The 19,138-nt window shown below is 55.7% G+C and carries 32 protein-coding genes; 30 read left to right on the top strand and 2 right to left on the bottom strand.

What is annotated here, in order from left to right:
- Positions 1-91 precede the first annotated feature (91 nt).
- Together CBW22_RS07685 and CBW22_RS07680 are read right to left on the bottom strand one after the other, a co-directional pair.
- The gene (locus tag CBW22_RS07685; RefSeq protein WP_254919481.1) at positions 92-301 is read right to left on the bottom strand and encodes a hypothetical protein; all 210 of its coding nucleotides are present in this window, start codon (positions 299-301) and stop codon (positions 92-94) included.
- 206 nt (positions 302-507) lie between these two features.
- Positions 508-1,236, bottom strand: a complete 729-nt coding sequence (locus CBW22_RS07680; protein ID WP_088516381.1) for an XRE family transcriptional regulator — start codon at positions 1,234-1,236, stop codon at positions 508-510.
- A gap of 198 nt (positions 1,237-1,434) precedes the next feature.
- On the opposite strand from CBW22_RS07680, the gene CBW22_RS07675 reads away from it, so the two are divergent.
- The 30 genes from CBW22_RS07675 to CBW22_RS07535 all read left to right on the top strand — a co-directional run bounded on the left by CBW22_RS07675 (position 1,435) and on the right by CBW22_RS07535 (position 19,056).
- The gene (locus tag CBW22_RS07675) at positions 1,435-1,701 is read left to right on the top strand and encodes a helix-turn-helix domain-containing protein (protein WP_088516380.1); all 267 of its coding nucleotides are present in this window, start codon (positions 1,435-1,437) and stop codon (positions 1,699-1,701) included.
- Between the two features lie 2 nt (positions 1,702-1,703).
- Positions 1,704-3,767, top strand: a complete 2,064-nt coding sequence (locus CBW22_RS07670; RefSeq protein ID WP_088516379.1) for a Mu transposase C-terminal domain-containing protein — start codon at positions 1,704-1,706, stop codon at positions 3,765-3,767.
- A gap of 11 nt (positions 3,768-3,778) precedes the next feature.
- A complete protein-coding gene (locus CBW22_RS07665; protein WP_088516378.1) occupies positions 3,779-4,672 on the top strand; it encodes an AAA family ATPase in 894 nt (297 codons plus the stop codon).
- Positions 4,673-4,682: 10 nt separating this feature from the next.
- A complete protein-coding gene (locus CBW22_RS07660; protein WP_088516377.1) occupies positions 4,683-4,955 on the top strand; it encodes a host nuclease inhibitor protein in 273 nt (90 codons plus the stop codon).
- Complete coding sequence (locus CBW22_RS07655; protein ID WP_088516376.1) at positions 4,952-5,236, top strand: hypothetical protein; 285 nt, start codon at positions 4,952-4,954, stop codon at positions 5,234-5,236. Before CBW22_RS07660 ends, CBW22_RS07655 begins: the two co-directional genes overlap by 4 nt.
- A gap of 9 nt (positions 5,237-5,245) precedes the next feature.
- Positions 5,246-5,437: a hypothetical protein gene (locus tag CBW22_RS07650; protein WP_088516375.1), complete on the top strand. Its 192-nt coding sequence runs from the start codon at positions 5,246-5,248 to the stop codon at positions 5,435-5,437.
- Positions 5,427-6,065: a DUF3164 family protein gene (locus tag CBW22_RS07645; RefSeq protein WP_088516374.1), complete on the top strand. Its 639-nt coding sequence runs from the start codon at positions 5,427-5,429 to the stop codon at positions 6,063-6,065. The genes CBW22_RS07650 and CBW22_RS07645 overlap by 11 nt, the downstream gene beginning before the upstream one ends.
- Position 6,066: 1 nt before the next feature.
- Entirely contained in the window at positions 6,067-6,297 is a 231-nt protein-coding gene (locus CBW22_RS26920; RefSeq protein WP_369597190.1) for an ANR family transcriptional regulator, read from the top strand.
- Positions 6,278-6,469: a hypothetical protein gene (locus tag CBW22_RS07640; RefSeq protein ID WP_088516486.1), complete on the top strand. Its 192-nt coding sequence runs from the start codon at positions 6,278-6,280 to the stop codon at positions 6,467-6,469. Before CBW22_RS26920 ends, CBW22_RS07640 begins: the two co-directional genes overlap by 20 nt.
- An 81-nt stretch (positions 6,470-6,550) precedes the next feature.
- Positions 6,551-7,273: a DUF2786 domain-containing protein gene (locus CBW22_RS07635; RefSeq protein ID WP_088516373.1), complete on the top strand. Its 723-nt coding sequence runs from the start codon at positions 6,551-6,553 to the stop codon at positions 7,271-7,273.
- A 252-nt stretch (positions 7,274-7,525) separates the two neighbouring features.
- Positions 7,526-7,933 (top strand): hypothetical protein, encoded by a 408-nt coding sequence (locus tag CBW22_RS07630; protein WP_088516372.1) that lies wholly within the window; start codon positions 7,526-7,528, stop codon positions 7,931-7,933.
- 211 nt (positions 7,934-8,144) lie between these two features.
- Complete coding sequence (locus CBW22_RS07620) at positions 8,145-8,411, top strand: hypothetical protein (protein ID WP_088516370.1); 267 nt, start codon at positions 8,145-8,147, stop codon at positions 8,409-8,411.
- Positions 8,412-8,413: 2 nt separating this feature from the next.
- Positions 8,414-8,596, top strand: a complete 183-nt coding sequence (locus CBW22_RS07615; RefSeq protein ID WP_088516369.1) for a hypothetical protein — start codon at positions 8,414-8,416, stop codon at positions 8,594-8,596.
- Complete coding sequence (locus tag CBW22_RS07610; RefSeq protein WP_088516368.1) at positions 8,597-8,854, top strand: hypothetical protein; 258 nt, start codon at positions 8,597-8,599, stop codon at positions 8,852-8,854. It abuts the gene before it with no gap.
- Positions 8,844-9,221, top strand: a complete 378-nt coding sequence (locus CBW22_RS07605) for a hypothetical protein (protein ID WP_088516367.1) — start codon at positions 8,844-8,846, stop codon at positions 9,219-9,221. Before CBW22_RS07610 ends, CBW22_RS07605 begins: the two co-directional genes overlap by 11 nt.
- Entirely contained in the window at positions 9,218-9,622 is a 405-nt protein-coding gene (locus tag CBW22_RS07600; RefSeq protein ID WP_088516366.1) for a gp16 family protein, read from the top strand. Before CBW22_RS07605 ends, CBW22_RS07600 begins: the two co-directional genes overlap by 4 nt.
- Before the next feature lie 150 nt (positions 9,623-9,772).
- Positions 9,773-10,207: a Mor transcription activator family protein gene (locus tag CBW22_RS07595; protein WP_088516365.1), complete on the top strand. Its 435-nt coding sequence runs from the start codon at positions 9,773-9,775 to the stop codon at positions 10,205-10,207.
- Between the two features lie 7 nt (positions 10,208-10,214).
- Positions 10,215-10,583 carry a hypothetical protein gene (locus CBW22_RS25990; RefSeq protein WP_141097298.1) on the top strand — a complete coding sequence of 123 codons (369 nt, stop codon included), beginning with the start codon at positions 10,215-10,217 and terminating at the stop codon, positions 10,581-10,583.
- A gap of 78 nt (positions 10,584-10,661) precedes the next feature.
- Positions 10,662-11,312, top strand: a complete 651-nt coding sequence (locus CBW22_RS07590) for a glycoside hydrolase family 19 protein (protein WP_088516364.1) — start codon at positions 10,662-10,664, stop codon at positions 11,310-11,312.
- Positions 11,309-11,569: a hypothetical protein gene (locus CBW22_RS07585; protein ID WP_088516363.1), complete on the top strand. Its 261-nt coding sequence runs from the start codon at positions 11,309-11,311 to the stop codon at positions 11,567-11,569. The genes CBW22_RS07590 and CBW22_RS07585 overlap by 4 nt, the downstream gene beginning before the upstream one ends.
- Complete coding sequence (locus CBW22_RS07580; protein ID WP_088516362.1) at positions 11,535-12,170, top strand: hypothetical protein; 636 nt, start codon at positions 11,535-11,537, stop codon at positions 12,168-12,170. The genes CBW22_RS07585 and CBW22_RS07580 overlap by 35 nt, the downstream gene beginning before the upstream one ends.
- A 17-nt stretch (positions 12,171-12,187) precedes the next feature.
- Positions 12,188-12,430, top strand: coding sequence for a hypothetical protein (locus tag CBW22_RS07575; protein WP_088516361.1), 243 nt, complete (start codon positions 12,188-12,190; stop codon positions 12,428-12,430).
- Positions 12,427-12,723: a hypothetical protein gene (locus CBW22_RS07570; RefSeq protein WP_088516360.1), complete on the top strand. Its 297-nt coding sequence runs from the start codon at positions 12,427-12,429 to the stop codon at positions 12,721-12,723. The genes CBW22_RS07575 and CBW22_RS07570 overlap by 4 nt, the downstream gene beginning before the upstream one ends.
- 2 nt (positions 12,724-12,725) lie before the next feature.
- Positions 12,726-13,226: a DUF1804 family protein gene (locus tag CBW22_RS07565; RefSeq protein ID WP_088516359.1), complete on the top strand. Its 501-nt coding sequence runs from the start codon at positions 12,726-12,728 to the stop codon at positions 13,224-13,226.
- Between the two features lie 13 nt (positions 13,227-13,239).
- The gene (locus CBW22_RS07560) at positions 13,240-13,740 is read left to right on the top strand and encodes a hypothetical protein (RefSeq protein ID WP_141097297.1); all 501 of its coding nucleotides are present in this window, start codon (positions 13,240-13,242) and stop codon (positions 13,738-13,740) included.
- Positions 13,741-13,797: 57 nt separating this feature from the next.
- Entirely contained in the window at positions 13,798-14,007 is a 210-nt protein-coding gene (locus CBW22_RS07555; protein ID WP_088516357.1) for a hypothetical protein, read from the top strand.
- Positions 14,008-14,009: 2 nt separating this feature from the next.
- Complete coding sequence (gene terL / locus CBW22_RS07550) at positions 14,010-15,698, top strand: phage terminase large subunit (RefSeq protein WP_088516356.1); 1,689 nt, start codon at positions 14,010-14,012, stop codon at positions 15,696-15,698.
- Complete coding sequence (locus CBW22_RS07545) at positions 15,698-17,260, top strand: DUF935 domain-containing protein (protein ID WP_088516355.1); 1,563 nt, start codon at positions 15,698-15,700, stop codon at positions 17,258-17,260. Before terL ends, CBW22_RS07545 begins: the two co-directional genes overlap by 1 nt.
- Positions 17,247-18,524, top strand: a complete 1,278-nt coding sequence (locus CBW22_RS07540) for a phage head morphogenesis protein (protein ID WP_088516354.1) — start codon at positions 17,247-17,249, stop codon at positions 18,522-18,524. The genes CBW22_RS07545 and CBW22_RS07540 overlap by 14 nt, the downstream gene beginning before the upstream one ends.
- Positions 18,514-19,056 (top strand): phage virion morphogenesis protein, encoded by a 543-nt coding sequence (locus CBW22_RS07535; RefSeq protein WP_088516353.1) that lies wholly within the window; start codon positions 18,514-18,516, stop codon positions 19,054-19,056. Before CBW22_RS07540 ends, CBW22_RS07535 begins: the two co-directional genes overlap by 11 nt.
- The last annotated feature ends 82 nt before the right edge of the window (positions 19,057-19,138 follow it).

Genomic DNA, 19,138 nt, shown 5'->3' with positions numbered 1-19,138 from the left:
CAGCTGCGCAGGCGTGCACCCCCTGCGCAACCGCTGCGGTGACAGCCGTCACCGCCCGGGTTTTTCGTGCATGGCCGGCCGGGCAGCCCGGTTAAATTCCCGCCTGCTGTAACCGCGTTTCGGCATCGGCCATTGTTGCGGCTTCACCGGTCGCCACCAGACAGCACGCCAGCTGCAGGCGCAGCGCCTGCGGCACCGCGCGTTCACCGGCCAGCACCTGACGGATCCACGCTGCGGTATCCTGGGCGCCTTTGCTCTCTGCTAACGCCAGCGCGACCTCTGGCTGCCTCTCAACCCACACTTCCGCTTCTTGTGGGGAGGTGATCATTTCTGCATAAGTTAAAGTAGTGGGAGAAAGGACAGCGAAGGCAGGCTGACTGCGGCTCAGCGGATGAAAAGCGGATTTTGCATCAGCAGAGATTTTTTGAGCAAGACTGAAAAAAACGCGTTTTATTCTGCAATAAAATGAGCTAACTCTAAGTCGGTTCAATCATCTTTTATGAAGCTTTAAATTACCCTTCCATACCAAACTACCTTGCCAAGTATGTCAAAATCATCGGGTATGTCGTTAAGGCTGATGTTGTAAGGCTCATAGGCCGGATTCGTACTGGTTATTCTAAGTTGTGCGCCGGGAAGTCTTTGCACGCGCTTAACGAGTAGCTGACCATCGATTCGTAGTACATAAATCCCTTCACGTGGTTCTCTATCGGCATGATTTACAAGAATGATGTCCTTATCATTGAGAACCCCCTCCATAGAATCACCGCTAACGCTGATTACTGACAACTTAGCAGGGTCAGCCTTCAAATGATTCGTGACCCAATAACGCCTAAAGCTAACAGTGAACATCGGACTTTCGTCATCGTTCCATGCACCATAACCAGCAGCTGCTGATACGTTATAGCGAGGTACAAAAACAAACTCCTCCAGATCAACAGTGTTGCCTTTAACATCAACAGTTGTCCCACCAGTAAGAACTGCCGTGCTTACTGGTTTGCTCTCTTCCGAATCAGCCCCCAAAAGCAATTTACCAACTGAGGTTTTGAGTGTGTCCGAAAGTCGTAAAATGCTTGAAGCCGCAGGCTCTCTCTCATCATTTTCCCACGCCTGTAACGTGGACAACGATACTCCCAGCTCTTCTGCCACGTAGCCCCTAGATAGCTTTAACGCCTCTCTATGAGTTCGAATTCGAGCTCCCAAACCCACCAATGACTTACTTTCAGGTTTTTTATTCATATCCTGCAAATCCAAGTGATTTGTTTTCGACTTTTACAGGTTCATTGCAAGTTGTTGAAATTGAATTAAAACAACTTAAAAAGAACCTTCCACACACCTAAAAACAACCTGAAAAACAAACAAAAGAGTAATTTTCAGGTTTACATAACTCATTTTCGATCATACTGTACTTATGAAATAACCTCGGGAGGTTAACTAATGAGTACATTTGAAAGTACAAAAAAAAGCCAGACTGAGTCTGACTGGCACAGGGCTGACATCGTAGCTGCATTACACAAACAAGGTTGGTCTTTGCGTCGCCTTTCTATCCACCATGGTTACAAAAGCGCTGGCTCTTTAAAAAATGCCTTAGATCGTCCTTGGCCAAAGGGGCAAAAAATCATAGCAGATGCGATTGGCTTGCCACCAGAGGCCATTTGGCCCACTAGGTATGATAAACCATTTTCAGGTGAATGGAATTACTAATCATGGCTCAGAATAACCTGAAAACGCATTACACGGCTCAAGAGCTAGCTGATATGTCATTGCCTGGCATGCCTTCAACCCGTCCGGGTATCGCTGCCCGCGCGAAAAGTTGTGGGTGGGAGTTCCGCTCAAGAGTTGGTAGGGGCGGAGGCAATGAATACTCGTTGGCTAGCTTACCTTCTGATGCACAGGACGCGATTCGGAAGAAAGCTTATTTCGATTTGATCGGATCAGATATCAATCATGAAACAAAATCGGTTAAAGAAATCACGAGCAAAGCCAAATCTACGCGCGAGGTTGAACTTTTACGCCAATGTCCCGCGCTTCTTGAAAGGCAAGTGTCATCACTGACTGAAAAGCAGAAACAGATCGCTGATGCCCGCGCCGCATTGGCGATGGAAGCGGAACGATTACGCGGTGCTGGAATGTCCCGTACTGCGGCCGTGAAATTTATTGCAGACGCGTCACGTGCTGGCACGCTGCCTGATCATCTGAAAAATCTCGCTGAAATTGCCAATGCCCGCAAAGGGTCTACCCGCAGTGGCGTGGGTGAGCGCAGCCTGCAGGAGTGGCTCAGCATCTTTCAGACCACCCGTCCGGGTGTTGAACGTCTGGCGATGCTGGCACCTGGCTATCTCAAGGCGAAGAAGCCTGAGCAGATAACGTGGTTGCCTGATTTTCTGGCGCACTGGCGCAGCCGCAAAGGCCCGTGCCTGCGTGAGGCCTATCGTGACTTCACGGCTGAATGGGAAAGCGTTTATGCCGGACAGCCCGCGATGATTGCCGCCTGCCCGTCTTATGACGCGGTACGCCGCGCCATGGACAAACTGCCGAAACGTGAAAAAGCGCGTGGTCGCGTCAGTGGTTCCGCTGCGCTGGTTTATGAGTGTTTCCAGAAACGTGACTGGTCACAGATGCCCGTTAATGGTTGCTGGATTGCCGACGGTAAGTCACTGGATATGAAAGTCGCTCACCCGGACCATGGCCGCCCGTTTACGCCTGAGCTGACGCTAATTATCGATGGCCGCACCCGCTTTATCACGGGCTGGAGCCTGGCTCTTTCCGAAAGCGTAATCGCCGTGGCTGATGCCTACCGCTACGCCATGAAGCACCACGGCAAGCCGCTGTTTGTGTATTCGGATAACGGTGGTGGTGAGACCAACAAAACGCTGGATGCAGATGTGACCGGTATTTTCAGCCGTCTTGGCATCGACCACCCGACCAGTATTCCCGGACGGCCACAGTCACGCGGCATCATCGAACGTCTTAACAAAGGCGTGCCGCGCCGCGTCGCCATGCAGTTCGAAACCTACAACGGATCATCGGCTGACCCTGAGCATGCCCGTATTACGGCACGCGCTATTCAGTCAGCAGTTAAAGCGCAGGAAAACGGACGTGAGCTCACGCCGGTACAGCGCACTGCGCTGGGCAAACTGCCGTCGTGGCAGCAGCTGCTGGATGCGATTGCGCACGAGGTAGACACCTACAACAACACCCATGAGCACAGCGAACTGCCTAAACGCAACGGGCGTCATATGACCCCGGCAGCATTCCGCCGCGCCGTTCTTGAGGCCGAGGGTGATGAAATTGAATACCTGACCGACGTGGAGCTGCGTGAAGCCTTTATGCCGGAAATGGTTCGTACCGCACAGCGCGGCTGGGTTCGCCTGTTCAACAACGACTATTTCTCAGAGCAGCTGATTACAGTGGACGGTGAAGAAGTTCGCGTGGCATTCGACATTCACGACCCGCAGGAGGTCATCGTCCGCCGCATGGATGGCACTTTCGTCTGCATGGCTATCTGGAACGGCAACAAGCGTGCGGCTATCCCGGTCAGCATGATGGATGTGGCCGTCGAGAAGCGCCGCCAGCGTCGCCTCAAACGTGTTGATGAACAGCGTGAAGAGATTATGGCCGAGGGCCGCACAGCCCTGCCGGGTCAGTTATTCAATGACCTGAGCGGCTTTATCCCTGCCGAGTGGGAAGAAGTGAAACCGGAAGAGCAGTATTTCTTCCTGGAAACCGATTTTGAAGAACACCTGAAAAAGACCGGCAACAACCGGTAAGTGAGGAAAGCATGAGTTTAGTTAAAGCACTATCAGAACTGATGGAGCGCAAGGGCTACAGCCAGACGCAGGTAGCACGTTCTATTGGCATGAGCGGCGCCACCGTCAGCACCTACCTCAAAGGTAACTATGCCGGTGATGTAGGCAAGGTGGATGAACGGGTGCAGAACTTTATTACCCGCGAGACCGAACGTGATCGGACCGTGCGCATCGTTCCGCGCTATATCACGACGCTCACCTCCCGCAAGGGGCTGGAAGTCATCCGCATGGCGCACCTGGACGGTGAGATCAACGTAATTTACGGCGATGCGGGGCTGGGCAAGACAATGATTCTGCGTGAGTACGCGTCTCAGCATAAAGATGCGTTGCTGATTGAAGCCGACCCCGGCTATACCGCCCGCGTGGTGCTGGAAGAACTCTGCAGCCGCCTCGGACTGAGCAAGCGCGGCAACATGCATGAGCTGAGCGAAGCCTGCATTGATGCACTGCGTGATTCCGGGCGTCTTCTGATGGTGGACGAGGCGGAAAACCTGCCTTACCGCGCGCTGGAAACCCTGCGCCGCATCCATGACAAGGCCGGGATCGGCATCGTTCTGGCAGGCATGCCGCGCCTAATCATCAACCTCAAGGGTAAACGCGGTGAGTATAAGCAGCTTTACAGCCGCGTGGGGCTCGCGCTCTGCCTGGGTGATGCACTGCCGCAGGAAGACATTGTCGCCATCGCCAGCAGTATGCTTGCCGATGCGGCAGCACAGGATGTGAGTGACGCCCTGTTCCGTGCCAGCCATGGCAATGCGCGTCGTCTGTTCAAGCTTGTTCGTGGCGTCAGTCGCCACAGCAGCATCAGTGGCAAACCGGTCAGTGCCGGTGCCGTCCGTAGTTTCGCAGAAATGCTGATTAACTGAGGCAGGAATCATGAAAAATCAAATTACCGCTTATGCATGGGCCTCTGGCCTGATTGAGTTTGGTGCTGTTTATCCGGAAGGTGCTTTGCCAATTATCACGGGTGATGAGGATGCGGTTCGCGAGCTGGTTGGCACGCTGGCGCGCCATTCATATAGCGGTGAACTTCTGGTGCCTGGCGTACCGGAATCAGGCGGCGGGATGGAAGCTGTGGATGCGCTTCTGCGTTTCAACCACCGGATGGTTGAGGCCTACACCGGTCAGGCACAGGAGCTTGAGTTATGAGTAATGAAAAAGTCAGTAATGCTGATGTTATTTCCGCACTGCTGCGTGCCGAAACGCTGGTGATGTATCTCACCGCACAGGGCGTAAAGGTTAAGGGCGTCACCCTGCGCAATGCACAGCCGGTTATCCGCATCAGCTGGCACGGCTGGTGCGAAAAGATGAAGCGTGCCGGGCACGCCCACTACAGTCAGTACGGCCACGATGCGCATGGCCGCTTCCGTCAGGGCGTCTACACCGACGAAAGCGGGTGCCGGGTGGTCTGGTCAGAGTCAGTCCATTAAGGGGGAATTGTGGCAAAAATCATCATCAACATCGAAACCGCCGCGCGCGGCCTGTCGGTTGACTGTCAGGTATCTCCGGCGGACAGCGATACACAGCTGGTGCAGCATCTTGCCGCGCTCGTCGCCGCAGGTCTTGCAGTCCACGTAAACGAAAAAATCCGTAATGCACTCACTAAAAAGGAAAAAAACAATGTCCACTGAAAATAAACAGTTTACTGAGAAGCAGGCTCCGCAGGGTTACTGGGTGGATGCCAAAGGCGTACTCACGCCGGAATCACTCATCAAAGATATTGATCGCACCCGCGACAATCTGGTGCAGGAAATAATCGGCCGCGCGCTGGAGCTGAATAAGGCGCTGACCGAGTTCAAACTGTCTGGCTTCTCCGACATTGGCGCATTCGTTGACCTGTCGGCTAATGAATATGGCGTGTCGCTGGGCGGCAAAAAAGGCAACGTTACGCTTTACAGCTTTGATGGCCGCTACAAGATTCAGCGCGCCATGCAGGACCGTATTGCGTTTGATGAGCGCCTGCAGGCGGCAAAGTCACTGATTGATGAGTGCCTCTCCGACTGGACCGAAGGGGCACGCCCGGAGATCCACGCCATTATTAACCGCGCGTTTCAGACCGAAAAAGAAGGCGAAGTGAATACCGGATCCGTGCTGGCCCTGCGCCGCCTCGAAATTGATGACGCGCGCTGGAGTAAAGCCATGCAGGCAATTGGCGAGGCGGTTCAGGTTGTGGGAAGTCGTTCCTACATTCGCGTTTATGAGCGCGTAGGCGACAGCGATCAGTACCGTCCTATCTCTCTCGATATTGCAGGTGTCTGATATGAAGAGCACATTTTTCAAAACGGGCAATATCCGTTACCGCAAAAGCGCTCAGCGGGCTATTGCCGCTGAACAAAGTGGTGATTTCGAAAGCGCATCGCTCTACTGGATTAATGCCGGTAACGCGGCATCAAATCCGGCGAACCGGGCATGGGCAGCTGTCCGCATGGAGTTTTGCGACAATGCGCATGCGCGCGGATGGGGGCAGCATGATGCGGGCAGCGGAATTTAATCAGCGCTATCAGGTCGGTCAGACCTTCATCCTGCAGCCGCACCCGATGCTGCGAGGAGGCAGGGTTGTCAGAACGGTCGATAAGGCGCGCGATCTTAAAAACGTAACCGTTGTTGAAATTAATCAGGAGCCTTATTTTGCGAATATTAAATCGCTGAATGCGTGCCGCTGATAATAACCCTTAATTAAATCTCTTTTAAATATGGCGTAAACCCGCAGGGGCTGGCTTACGCCTGATTCAGGAAAAACTGCTATGAGCGATAAAGAGAAATATCTCAAAAAGCTGAAAAAACTGCTGGCGCTGGCGCGTAATAACTCCAGCCCCGAAGAGGCTGCACTTGCCATGAACCGCGCGCAGGAGCTAATGGTGCGCCACAATCTGAACGCTGATGACGCGGAGCTGACGGACATCAGCGAGGCCTCAACGGATAAGGCCCCGTCACACGCTGAGAAAATGCCGGAATATATGGCGATGCTTGCCAACATGATTTCGCGCGTATTTGGCGTGAAGTTTTATTCCTCTTTTGGCCGGGAATCTTATTTCGGACCGGCCCGCCGAACCCTGACCTTTTACGGCCCCAACGAGCGCCCACAGGTTGCAGCATATGCCTTTGAAGTCCTGGGCAAACAGCTCATGAAAGCCCGGCGTACTTTTATCGCGACACTGCGTAAAAACATCAAGCCAGCCAATAAAACAGCGCGGGCAGATACCTACTGCTCTGCATGGGTGAACGGTGCTTATCAGGTTGTAACGGATCTGACCGTCACCGAATCGGAAGAGACGCTGATGGAGAGCTATCGCAGCCGGAAGCTCAGCTCAGGCATGTCGCAGGGCAAGGTGCGCAGCCCGGCAAAAGCACGCGGTACGGACTGCGCTGCTGTCGCGGGTTATCTCGATGGCAGTAACGCCCGCCTGCATCATGGTGTAAACGGTGCGGCCAGTGCAGCGCTGCAAATAGGTGGTGCAAATGAGTAAGCGAACCAGCAATCGCGCTGCCCGGAGGCTGTTACTTATGCCTTTCTGGTTCAGTAACCGGAAGCAGATGTCGGGATGGCCATCAACGCTACGCCCTTTTTTTGCTCCTGATAAAGGTGTCAAAAGCCGCAGTCAGCGCCGTGCAGCAAAAGTGAATCTGCGCATCCGGGAAGAGTTACGACAGCAGCGGGAGCTGCTTGAGCCCGATGCCCTGGCATACGTATGTTCATCTAACAAGAGTGAGACACAGCAATGAAAACCGAAGAGTTCAGCTCCATTGCACAGGCTGCGCAGCGTTATCTCGACCTGATAGCGTTTATGAACAGCCGTTCTGATCGCAATCTTGAGTGGGATTTGACGGTCATTGATACGGTTCTGCGCGACTTCCGTTTCGTCGCCACACCCTCTGCCGTGCTGAAACTCTGTGGCTGCGTGCAGCAGCTGCAGCAGGAACTGACCGATGCCCGCTCACAGCTGGAGGCCCTGAAGCGAGAGTGCGCCGACATGGCGGATGTCATGGCCGTGTCAGGCTCAGGAAACGTGATTGCGTTTCCTCTGCCACGGTACATGACAGCTGAGGGGCTGGAAGCCCTGACCGTTGCGGATATCACGCATCACCTGAGCAGTCTTGGTTTCGAGGTAAGAGGAGAATCTCAGTGATTACCGTAACAGAATGCCAGTTTCTCGATAACGGTGAGCGCCGTATTTATACCCTCACCGACAGCAGCACCGTCGTGGAGTGCCCGAGATTTCCGGGCAGGACGCGGTTCCGGTTTTACGACAGCCGCAACCGGGCTATCTATGACCGTTCATCATGTACTGCGATGAAAAAAGGGGTCGAGCAGTTCAAGAAAATGCGGGGTATCAGGTCATGAGCAAACAACAGCAGTTTATTGAAGAGATGATCCGCTGCAGAGGCATTGACTTTGCACGCATTGGAATGATGGTTGAAGTCGATGGTGTCATCGGTACTATCGCTGGAATGAATGGCAGCGCCAATCTGGATGTTGTGTTTGCCAATCAGCTGAAATATGGCAAACACAAGCATAGCTGCCACCCCACCTGCGAAGTTAAGTATTTCGACAATAATGGCAATGTTATTGCGGATTACACTTCTGCATCAAAGCAGGAGGACTAATTATGGTGGTGGCTATTTTCTTTATCGCCTTATTGCTCTGGTTCCATCTGGGCTGGTGCTGGAGTGAGGCCCTGATGAGACTGGATGCGCAAACGCTGCATCAGGGGCGTAATTACCGACTGTCATTTATCTTCTGGCCGCTCAGCATGATGCTGTGGGACGCTGAGCAACAGGAGGAAATGTAGATGGCCAGAAATGCATTAGCTCGTCTTCAAAACTCTGCAGGTCATCACTATGAATTTTACAGTGCCGGTAATTGCCACGTCTGCACTGATTGCGGAACGGCAGAGCACCGCAATGGCCGGTTTTATTACGTCGGTCGTTGGTCCAAGGATGAGCCGCCTTGTGAGGGAAACCATATTGGGCGCCAGCTGTGGCTTGAGGCTTCCAATCCGGATGAGGCATGGGAAAAGAACTTTAAGGAGCCAGCAAATGAAAAGTAATCATTACCCGATGCCAGCATTAACCGAGAAGTTGCACGACGCAACTTTTCTCTGCGCACAAAATGTACTCAATGCTTCCTGGTCAAATGAGCATATGAAGCGCATCGCACAAATCGCCCTCGCGGTGCTGACGGCTGAGAAGCGATTAACCGTGTCTGTAGTGCAGAAGAATGAGCGTCTGAAAGGATTCAATTTCGATGGCTATGACTCACTTCCCGCTGGTGAGCATGAATTTTACACCGCCCCACCAGCGCCGGTAATTAAGTCGGTAGTTGCCCCTGATTTACCGGCTGATTGTGACCGTACAGAAGCACACTTTAAGTACCAGGCAGCCATCCGCACCGCTGGCTATGAGGTGGAATCATGACCAGAAATAGCAGAGCATTAATCGGGGCAATCAAGGCAGGCCAGAACTGGCTGGGGTGGGATGATGCTACCTATCGCGGAGTCCTCAAGCGGCTGACGGGTAAGGAGTCATCGACACGTTGCAGCCTTGAGGAACTTCAGTCTGTTCGCGAATACATGCACGAACAGGGTTACCCGCGTAAAACATCGCGTAGCCACGGGCGCAGACCCAGCGTGGCGGCGGGTCGTCAGGGGCTGCTGAGAAAAATTGAAGCCCTGCTGACTGATGCCGGTCGAAAATGGGACTATGCGGAGGCGGTATCGCTGCGTATGTTTGGACAGAAAACACTGGAGTGGCTCACTGATGAGCAACTGACCAAACTGATGCAGGCGCTGATAATTGATGCCCGGAGGAGAAGTTAAAAGGCTTTAAATAGCCTTTAGTTAATGCAAAAGCTTTTGCGTTAATTAAATCGTTCAGTCAATGAATCAGCATGTTCATGCAAAATGAGAAAAAATTGATATACAATGGGGGATACTTAGGTATCCCCTTTTTTATTTCCGGAGTTCGCTATGGAACTTGAGCAGGTAAAAGCATTGTTACCGGACTCGGTGATCACTATCGCTGAGTTGATTGGTTTTCCGGCAACCGCTGAGCTGCTCCGGGTGCTGGGCGGCACCACATTCCCCATTGGTAAGGGATTACGCGCCATGGGCGCGGGGCGCGCCAAATTGCTCCGTGAAACTATCGGGGAAGAGAATGCGCGACTGATGACGGCTCACTTCGGCGGTGAGGTGCTGTATCTTCCACGCTGTGATCGCGCATTGCGTGAGTTACGCAACCGTGCATTTATGGGTGAATTTGATCTACTTAAAAACAATGGGATATCCACACCACGGATTATGACTCAGCTTTGTCCCAAGTATGGTTTCACAGATCGCTTTGCATGGCAGCTACTGGCTTCAAAAAGAAATGACACTAAAGACTCACAACAACAGTTATTCTGAGGTACATATGCATTATAAATTCAGAGCCAAATCCCTGAGCTTAATTATCGCAGCGATTTCTTTTGCACCAATCATGGCAACAGCGAATGGCGCTAACGAACTGGTTGCCAAATCCATTGCAGGTGATTATCAAGCACAGAGAAACTTAGCATATAGTTATCAAAATGGCTGGGGCAGTTCTTCTGATGGGGATTATATCGCTCCTAATCCAGTTCAGGCATGCGCTTGGCGTAAGGTTATATTGTTGACCAACGCTAAAAAATCAGACTCAACTGATTACGCTAACGAGTCTATTGATTGTAAAAGTGTACACCCTAACGAAAATCAGAAAGTCTGGATGGAAGTTAGGGGCATTATTTCTAAAATGAAAAAGTAATTCACTGAACCCTTTCACATTATTCCCGCCTTAACTCAATGAAATACTGGCACCATCATTTATCCCGATGGTGGTGTCATGATCCTCTTTCTTCCTCAGTTTCAGCGTGCAGCCGGACTTGATTCCGTTACAGCACAGCGCTGGCTAGCGCCGCTGCAGGCGGCAATTAACGAATTCGACATTTCAAATGCTGCCCGTCTGGCCGCTTTTATCGCTCAGACCGGTCATGAAAGTCAGGGATTCAGCCGCCTGACAGAAGGCCTTTATTACAAAGACCCCGCACGCGTCGCCGAAATCTTCCGCAGCGGCTTCGACAACAACCGCAATGGCGTGATTGAGCCTGCTGAAATCGAGTTCGCCCGCGCCTATCTCCGCAACCCGGAGAAGCTCGCCAATCGTGCCTATGCCAACCGTGGCGGCAACGGTGCTGAAGCCACGGGCGACGGCTGGAAATACCGGGGACGCGGCCTGATTCAGGTGACCTTCCGCGATAACTATGCCAAATGCGGTCACGCCCTCGGTCTGGATCTACTGGGCAATCCCGACCTGCTGCTCGACTTTCCCAATGCTGCGCGATCTGCTGCGTGGTACTTCATGGCGAACGGCTGTAACCAGCTGGCCGATAAAGGAGACTTCCTCACGCTCACTAAGCGCATCAACAGTGGTATGGAGGGTCTTGCTGACCGTCAGGCGCGATTCAAAGTGGCTAAGGCGGCGCTGTGCGTATGAGTTCCCTTCGCGATCTCATCAGCAATCCGGCATCCGGGCGGCTCTCCACCTCTGACTCCATCGTGCTCGGTGCCTTCCTGGTGAGTTCGTTCGTGCTCATCTGGGTCACCGTGAAGCACACCGACGTGCCGGGTGAGCTGTATGTCACCTACCTCGGTGCATGGGTGGCGCAGAGTCAGGCGTCAAAACACATGTCTATCAAGCGTGCTAAGGAGGTCCCCGGTGTGGTCAGCAATCCTGAAACTCCTCAAGGCTGAGTGGGCATCGCTGCTGGTCATCGCCGCGCTGCTGGGCGGTGGAATCTGGTTCGGTACCTTCATCACCAGCGGCAGGCTTGCCGACCAGAAATCAGGCTATGAAGAGACGCTGCGTCAGCAAGGCAAGGCGTTTGCTGATGAGCGTGCACAGTGGCAGGCACAGAAAACGGCGGCGGCAAACCAGTACGCCGCCGATTTAAAAGAGGCCCTGCGCCAGCGAGATGCTGAGCAGGCGCGTGCAGATTTGCTTACGGCGCAGCTGGCGAAAAGCACCCGCGACAGCGAACGTCGTATCAGCGACATAAAACGGAGGCTCAACGATGCACTTAAACGCGATGGCAGTGGTTATACCGGTCTTGGCCCTGACGGCCTGCAGCTCTGGCGCGAAGCCCTCGGCTGGTCAGTCGGCAACACCTCTGGCATCACAACTGGTTACGGTGTGCCAGAAACCACCGGCAGCGCTGCTCCTTATACCGGAGATGCCCGCGCCACCCGAGGCGGACTCTCCGCCAGCGGAATAATCACCGGTTCCGCTGCTTATGGTCAGTGGTGTCTGTCGCTGCGTGACCGCCTTCAGGCCTTAAACGACTTCTACAGGTGACAGGAGTGAACGCAGTCATGACCCTCGACACGGCCTTCCAGATAGCTCTGGCTCTGGCCGCATTATTTGGCGGCATCTACATTCGCCGCCAGCAGCAGGATATCCGCGACCTTGAGAAGGCCGTGGAGCGTATCAGGGAAGAATATCAGCGTCGCGAGGATGCGCGGCACAACCACACAGCACTCATGGACACGATGCGCGATCTACGTGCGGCCATCGAGCGTATCGACGAAAAACTGGACAGGAAAGCAGATAAATGAACGCCCGACACAAGCGCCGCGCCCGCCGCATCCCGGCAGTGACCACCGAGCACGATACGCTGATGCGCATTCATCAGCAGCTGAACCGCCTGCAGGCACCGGTAGACCCCGACGTACTGGGCGGCATCAACGGCAAGCTGGAGCGTATTGAATCAAGCCTCGGTGATATTCGCGCCGATGCGGTCCGCCTCGGCACCAATGCCGGAGCGATTGCAGGCGGCATTACCGGCGGGCTGTCAGGTGGTCTTGTGACGCTCGCCATTCTGTTCATCAAGGCCAAGCTGGAGCTCTGAGTATGGCGCATCCGCAGGAAACACGGGACAGGCTGCGACGTTCGTACATTTTCGGGCAGATGTCGCTGGAGATTGCCTCGGCACAGGCCGGAGTTGCCTTCGCGACGGCGCGCCGCTGGAAAAAGGATGCACAGGACGCGGGTGACGACTGGGACAAGCTGCGGGCCGCGCACGTGCTGGCAGGCGGCGGGCTGGAGGATATTGGCCGTGCGGTGCTGACAAGCCTGGTCACGCAGTATCAGACCACGCTGGAGCAGCTCACCACCGCCGATAACATCGGCCCTAAAGAGCGCGTGGAGCTGCTGGCAAGCCTCGCGGATGCATTTAACAAGGCCACGGCAGCGAGCCGCAAAATCCTGCCTGAAACCAGCCAGCTTGCAACTGCGCTCGACGTGCTGCAGCGCCTGAGCACCTTTGTGCAGGAGTCGCATCCGAAGCATCTGGCCGCGTTTGTGGAGATTCTGGAGCCGTTTGGCGCAGAAATCGAAAAGCATTACAGCTGAGACAGGTGAGCACATGAATTCTATCAACCGGCTTTTAACAGCGATTAAAAGCCTTTTTAGCAAGCGAGGTAACAACGTGGAAGGCAATGAAACTACGGCAGAAGCTCTGCCAGCAGCGAACATGACAGCGGAGAGCTCAGCAGTTGGGCCTGAAACCGCTCCAGCCATCAGCTCTGAGACTTCAGCACCGCCAGCGGATTCAGCATTTATCCCGGAAGTTGCGCAGCCCCCAACGGCTCCGGCAGAGGTCATCAGTCACGATCCAGTGGTTGTGAATGCTGATTCGTCTTCTATCAGCGCAGGCCTGCTGACCGACGTCAAAACCCTGCTGAAAGTGGCGGGTCATGACGTTGAAGCCGTATGGGTTGATGCCGTGGCGTATGCGCAAAAGGTAGCGACGGAAGAGGCGGCACTGGCTGAGAAGCTGGTGAGCGTGTTGCGCGTCGCCGGTCATGACGTGGGCGATATCATCAGCGATGCGTTCAGTTTCGCCCGTAAACACGGAAAATCCTGATAACCCTGCAGCGGGAAATCCTCCCGCTGCTCTTTTAGCCCGCGACAGAGGAAAACCATGGCCGACAAACTTATCCCCGTTAACAGTAATGTGAGCGTCATGGCAAGCCAGGTCATTGCCGTCACAGCATCCAGTCACGGACATGAAGTGATGGTGCATACGGTAGATGGTGAGCGCTATTCATTGTCATACAGCATGATTAATGAACGCTGGGCGGCCAAGGCCCGCTTTGAGCAGCTGGTCAATGACGCAGTGGCGGGAGAGTAAGCGTGTCAAAGAAAACCCTGCTGTCAAAAAAGGAGTTTGAGGCGCAGCTGCTGGAGCTGGCCGCGTCTATCCGCCGCACGATTGAGGCAGAACAGGTAGGCTTTGATCCGTCACAGGCGGCCATTGATGCGCGCCGCGATGAAGTGCGCGATCTGGTGGGTGGTTTTCGCTATTTCGTACAGAACTATTTCCCGCATTATATCCGCCACAAGGATGAATCGGAGCTGCACAAGTTCCTGTTTTCCCGTCTGCCGGAGGTGGTCGCGTCCACCGTCAGCCAGCAGGATGCGGTGGCCGCGCCGCGCGGTGAGGCCAAATCCACCATTGTCAGCCAGCTGTTTGTGCTCTGGTGCATCATTCTGGAGCTGAAAAAGTATCCGGTCATCATTATGGATTCCATCGACCAGGCGTATCCGATGCTTGAGGCCATCAAAGCAGAGCTGTGCTGGAATCCCCGCCTGAAAATGGATTTCCCCGACGCCTGCGGGCCGGGGCGCGTCTGGCAGATGGGAACCATACTTACTGCCACCGATATCAAGGTGCAGGTGGCGGGCAGCGGTAAAAAGCTGCGCGGCCTGCGCCATGGGCCTTATCGCCCGGATCTCGCCATCCTGGACGATATTGAAAACGATGAGCTGGTGCGTAACCCGGACCAGCGCGACAAGCTGGATAACTGGCTGAAAAAGACCGTGCTGCCGCTGGGTGGTGCCGGTGCCAAGTTCGATGTGATCTACATCGGGACCATTCTGCACTATGATTCGGTGCTGTCCCGCACCCTCAAAAATCCGCTCTGGCGCAGGAAGCGCTTTAAAGCGCTTATTGAGTGGCCGTCGGATATGACGCTATGGGACCGCTGGGAGGAGGTGCTGCGTAACCACGATGAGGATGGCGAAGCGATGGCGCGCGCCTTTTACGAGCAGCATCGAGATGAGATGGAGGCCGGTGCCGTGGTGTCCTGGTCGGCGCGCCCGCTCTATGCGCTGATGCTCATCCGCGCGCGCGACGGCCATTCCACCTTTGACAGCGAGTACCAGAATGACCCGGTCAGCGGTGAAGATGCGCCGTTCGCCACCTGCATCACCTTCTGGGTTAACCGCCTGCGCGAGTGGAGTTTCTTCGGTGCGCTGGACCCGAGCCTCGGCAAGAACGGCAACAGCCGTGACCCCTCGGCGCTGCTGGTCGGCGGCTTCAACCGCATGACTGGCATCCTTGACGTGGTGGAGGCGCAGATTAAAAAGCGGCTGCCGGACAAAATCATCAGTGACACCATCGAGCTGCAGCGGGAATACCGCTGTCTGTGTTGGTCGGTGGAGACCGTACAGTTTCAGGAATTCCTGCGCACCGAGCTGGTAAAGCGATCTGCCGCACAGGGCGTGCCGGTTCCGGCCATGCCGGTGATACCGCATACCGATAAGCTGCTGCGCATCGAGTCGTTGCAGCCGCACGTGCTCAATAAGCTCATCCGCCTGCACCCTTCTCAGGTCACGCTCATCGAGCAGCTGCGTCACTTCCCCAAGGGCGATCACGATGATGGCCCTGATGCGCTGCACATGCTGTGGGCGCTGTGTAATTCATTTGGTATGGGGCTGGATTTCCGCGCCGTGCCGCGCCGCTCTGACGGTGGCGATAACGATAATGACAACAGTTCGCGGGGCCGCAGCCGGGCGCGCTTCGGCAATGGAGGTTGGTAATGGTACAGATAGTTGACCAGTTTGGTCGCCCGATTAACAAAGAGGTGCTGAGCGAACCACAGACCACGCGCCTCATCCAGCTCAACCGCCAGTATCCTGCGCACCCTTCGCGCGGACTGACCATCCGGCGTCTGCCGCGCATTCTGCAGGAGGCCGAGCAGGGTTATCTCTCCGCGCAGGCGGACCTGTTTGAGGACATGGTCGAGAAAGACGGACATATCTTCTCTGAGATGTCCAAGCGCAAAAACGCGCTGCTCGGCCTCGACTGGAGCATTGAAACCCGCCGAAACGCCACCACCGAGGAGCAGAACCTCGCGGCAATGGTTCAGGAGTGGTTCGATACGCTCGACAACCTGGAAGATATTATCCTGCAGGCGGCGGATGCTATCGGCCACGGGTTCAGCTGTCAGGAGCTGGAGTGGGAAAACGAAGAAGATATCTGGCTCCCGTCAGCCGCCCACCTGCGCCCGCACCGCTGGTTCCAGGCGCGTCCGGATATGGGCGACGTTATCCGCCTTTCGGATGGCAGCATTGAGGGGGCTGAGCTCTGGCCGTTCGGCTGGATGGTGCACAGGCACGCGGCCAAAACCGGCTTTACCGGTCAGTCAGGACTTTACCGCGTGCTGGTCTGGCCGTATCTGTTCAAGAATTTTGCCACCCGTGACCTTGCGGAGTTTCTGGAGATTTACGGCCTGCCCGCGCGCGTGGGCACCTACATGGCCGGAGCCACCGAAGGCGATAAGGACGCGCTCTATGAGGCGCTGGTGATGCTGGGCCATAACGCATCGGGCATCATTCCACAGGGTACCAGCATTGATTTCAAGAGCGCCGCCAGCGGTCAGGCGGACCCGTTCGTCGCCATGATTGACTGGTGCGAGCGCACGCAGAGCAAGGTCATTCTCGGTGCCACGCTGACCAGCCAGGCGGACGGTAAAACCTCCACCAACGCGCTCGGCAACGTGCACAACGACGTGCGCCACGACATTCTGATCGCCGATGCCCGCCAGCTTGAGGGCTTTTTCCGCAACATGATCCACATGCTGCTGGCGGTGAACGGTTATGACGTACCGCGTCGTAAGGTGCCAAAGCTGGTATTTGACACCCGCGACATTGAGGACATTGAGTCCTTTTCAACCGGTGTTAAAAACCTCGTTGATTCCGGTTTTAATTCGCTTCCGGCATCGTGGGTGCATAAAAAGCTGGGTATTCCGGTACCGCAGAAGGATGAGGAAGTGCTCCGCGCGCCAGCCTCCACGGCAGCACCCGTGGCACTCAGCCAGCAGTTCCGTCGTATGGCCGTGCTGAGCTCTGCCGCTGAGTTGTCCGATCCGGCACAGGTTGCGCTCGATAACGGCAGGCCGGTACCCGAGGCCATTGGCGGAGCCATGGATAAGCTGCTTGCGCCGCTGATTGCCGCGCTCAACGACGGCCAGTCACCGGATGAGGCGCTTTCCATCGTGGCCGCAAGCTATCCGGCGCTGGATGACAGTGAGCTCCTGACGCTGCTGGAGCAGGCGCTGTTCGTTTCCGACGTGTGGGGGCGGTTAAATGCCAGCGAGTGACGGTGTCGATCTCACCTATGCCATCGGGCTCAGGCCGGAAAAGGCCATCGAATACTTCAGGTCGAAGGGCTACACCATTGGCTTTAACTGGCACGACGTGGAGGCACGCGCTCACGCTTCCGCATTTACCGTGGCAGGCGTGCTCAAGCTCGACGTGCTGGAAGACGTGCGCACCTCCATGCAGAAAGCCATTGAGAACGGCCAGACGCTGTCACAGTTTCGCCGCGACCTGTCGCCGGTGCTGACACAAAAGGGCTGGCTGGCGGATAAGGCAAAGCTCGTGGCCGATGAAGATGGCGTGCTTGAGGGCAAACAGCTGACGCCGCGCCGCCTGCGCACCATCTTTGAAACCAACATGCAGTCATCCTACGGTGCGGGCCGGTATGCCGCGCAGATGGAGAACGTGGAGGACCGGCCTTACTGGACGCGCATTGCGGTGATGGATACCCGCACCCGTCCCGCACACGCCGCCCTTAACGGCCTCACCGCCCGCTATGATGACCCCATCTGGCAGTTTTCCTACCCGCCCGACGGCTGGGGATGCCGCTGCCGCGTGCGCAGCTACAGCGCCGCACAGGTGGAGAGCAAAAAAATCACGCTGTGGTCCAGCGAGGGTAACATTGAGACCGTGCAGCAGGCGTGGGGACCGGACGATACGCGCGAGGTGCAGGCGTTCCGCTACAACGGCAAGCTTTACGCGCCGGACGCCGGTTTCGGCCACAACCCCGGACAGGGCTGGCTCGCCGGGCTGGGTCAGCGCCTGATGGACCGCTCCGCCACTGCTGCGCCGCAGCTCGCCGCTGTCGCCGTGCGCGAAACCCTGTCCGAGCCGCAGCTGCTTGACGCGATCAGTGGCGACGTGCGCCGCTTCGTGGATCAGTCGCTGCTGCGTGACCCTGTAGGGGCGTTTCGCCACGTCGGTGCGCTCAGTACCAAATCGCTTGACGGTCTGGCCGCACGCGGCATTACGCCATCATCGGCAGTGGTCAGCATCACTGACCGCGCCGTGAGCGACGCGCCGGGGCCGCTCTGGTCTGCGCTGCCGGAGGCGCTGCGCGACCCGGTGGCGGTGCTGCTCGATGAGGGTGAGCTGATATCCCTTATCCGCAGCGGCGATGCGCTTCACGCGGTTCGTCTGCGCACGGCCACGCAGGCGACGGGCTGGGAGGCCTCGCTACCTGATAAAGGGCGCAGCGTCAGTGACAGTGAACTGTCGCGCCTGAAATCCCTGACCGTACTGGAGGGCAGCACCGATGGCTTATGACATTGTCTTTGATGTGACTGACTTTGAACGCTCGCTGAGTGAGCTTATCAACCGGCTGGAGCACCGTGCGCCGCTGATGAAGATGCTGTCTCACGCCATGTGGGATGCGGTGGAGGAGAACTTCTCACAGCAGGGTCGTCCGGCGTGGATGGGCTGGAGCCCGAAATACGCGATGCGTCGCGGGCCGGGCCAGATACTGCAGCGCTCAGGGCGGCTGGCATCCTCCATCATGCCCTACAGCGATAATGACTCCGCCACGGTAGGTACCAACGTTGTCTATGCCGCCATTCATAACAACGGCGGTGTGATCGATATCCCCGCCCGCAGCCAGCGTGCCTACTATCGTGTGGACAAGGCGGGCAATCTCGATAACCGGTTTTCAAAAAAGAGCAAGGCCAACTACAGCGAGTGGCACACCATCGCGCCCTACCAGATTAAGATGCCGCGCCGCGAATTTCTTCGGCTCACTGAGTCGGATGTGGAAAGCATGGAAAAACAGGCAGAAAACTACTTTTCGCAGATATATCGCTGATGTGTCTCAGAGCGTCTGTAAGCGATCCTGCGGCGTTCTACTGAAATGTGGTAGAGTGATTCGGTCAGATAGCCGTTAAACG

Origin of the sequence: Pantoea sp. VS1 (assembly GCF_002207995.1) — a bacterium.
Taxonomy (GTDB): Bacteria; Pseudomonadota; Gammaproteobacteria; order Enterobacterales; family Enterobacteriaceae; genus Pantoea; species Pantoea dispersa.
The sequence above is the reverse complement of the archived record's forward strand: the minus strand, read 5'-3'. Positions and strand labels throughout refer to the sequence as shown.

Coding starts and splice junctions, on each gene's coding strand:
- CBW22_RS07645 (WP_088516374.1), top strand. CDS start 5,427: ATGTCCACTGAAAATAAACAGTTTACTGAGAAGCAGGCTCCGCAGGGT.
- CBW22_RS07545 (WP_088516355.1), top strand. CDS start 15,698: ATGGTACAGATAGTTGACCAGTTTGGTCGCCCGATTAACAAAGAGGTG.
- CBW22_RS07555 (WP_088516357.1), top strand. CDS start 13,798: ATGGCCGACAAACTTATCCCCGTTAACAGTAATGTGAGCGTCATGGCA.
- CBW22_RS07635 (WP_088516373.1), top strand. CDS start 6,551: ATGAGCGATAAAGAGAAATATCTCAAAAAGCTGAAAAAACTGCTGGCG.
- CBW22_RS07670 (WP_088516379.1), top strand. CDS start 1,704: ATGGCTCAGAATAACCTGAAAACGCATTACACGGCTCAAGAGCTAGCT.
- CBW22_RS25990 (WP_141097298.1), top strand. CDS start 10,215: ATGCATTATAAATTCAGAGCCAAATCCCTGAGCTTAATTATCGCAGCG.
- CBW22_RS07640 (WP_088516486.1), top strand. CDS start 6,278: ATGCGGGCAGCGGAATTTAATCAGCGCTATCAGGTCGGTCAGACCTTC.
- CBW22_RS07655 (WP_088516376.1), top strand. CDS start 4,952: ATGAGTAATGAAAAAGTCAGTAATGCTGATGTTATTTCCGCACTGCTG.
- CBW22_RS07600 (WP_088516366.1), top strand. CDS start 9,218: ATGACCAGAAATAGCAGAGCATTAATCGGGGCAATCAAGGCAGGCCAG.
- CBW22_RS07540 (WP_088516354.1), top strand. CDS start 17,247: ATGCCAGCGAGTGACGGTGTCGATCTCACCTATGCCATCGGGCTCAGG.
- CBW22_RS07615 (WP_088516369.1), top strand. CDS start 8,414: ATGGTGGTGGCTATTTTCTTTATCGCCTTATTGCTCTGGTTCCATCTG.
- CBW22_RS07570 (WP_088516360.1), top strand. CDS start 12,427: ATGAACGCCCGACACAAGCGCCGCGCCCGCCGCATCCCGGCAGTGACC.
- CBW22_RS07565 (WP_088516359.1), top strand. CDS start 12,726: ATGGCGCATCCGCAGGAAACACGGGACAGGCTGCGACGTTCGTACATT.
- CBW22_RS07620 (WP_088516370.1), top strand. CDS start 8,145: ATGAGCAAACAACAGCAGTTTATTGAAGAGATGATCCGCTGCAGAGGC.
- CBW22_RS07610 (WP_088516368.1), top strand. CDS start 8,597: ATGGCCAGAAATGCATTAGCTCGTCTTCAAAACTCTGCAGGTCATCAC.
- CBW22_RS07595 (WP_088516365.1), top strand. CDS start 9,773: ATGGAACTTGAGCAGGTAAAAGCATTGTTACCGGACTCGGTGATCACT.
- CBW22_RS07605 (WP_088516367.1), top strand. CDS start 8,844: ATGAAAAGTAATCATTACCCGATGCCAGCATTAACCGAGAAGTTGCAC.
- CBW22_RS07680 (WP_088516381.1), bottom strand. CDS start 1,236: ATGAATAAAAAACCTGAAAGTAAGTCATTGGTGGGTTTGGGAGCTCGA.
- CBW22_RS07675 (WP_088516380.1), top strand. CDS start 1,435: ATGAGTACATTTGAAAGTACAAAAAAAAGCCAGACTGAGTCTGACTGG.
- CBW22_RS07630 (WP_088516372.1), top strand. CDS start 7,526: ATGAAAACCGAAGAGTTCAGCTCCATTGCACAGGCTGCGCAGCGTTAT.
- CBW22_RS07575 (WP_088516361.1), top strand. CDS start 12,188: ATGACCCTCGACACGGCCTTCCAGATAGCTCTGGCTCTGGCCGCATTA.
- CBW22_RS07665 (WP_088516378.1), top strand. CDS start 3,779: ATGAGTTTAGTTAAAGCACTATCAGAACTGATGGAGCGCAAGGGCTAC.
- CBW22_RS07660 (WP_088516377.1), top strand. CDS start 4,683: ATGAAAAATCAAATTACCGCTTATGCATGGGCCTCTGGCCTGATTGAG.
- CBW22_RS07560 (WP_141097297.1), top strand. CDS start 13,240: ATGAATTCTATCAACCGGCTTTTAACAGCGATTAAAAGCCTTTTTAGC.
- CBW22_RS07590 (WP_088516364.1), top strand. CDS start 10,662: ATGATCCTCTTTCTTCCTCAGTTTCAGCGTGCAGCCGGACTTGATTCC.
- CBW22_RS26920 (WP_369597190.1), top strand. CDS start 6,067: ATGAAGAGCACATTTTTCAAAACGGGCAATATCCGTTACCGCAAAAGC.
- CBW22_RS07585 (WP_088516363.1), top strand. CDS start 11,309: ATGAGTTCCCTTCGCGATCTCATCAGCAATCCGGCATCCGGGCGGCTC.
- CBW22_RS07535 (WP_088516353.1), top strand. CDS start 18,514: ATGGCTTATGACATTGTCTTTGATGTGACTGACTTTGAACGCTCGCTG.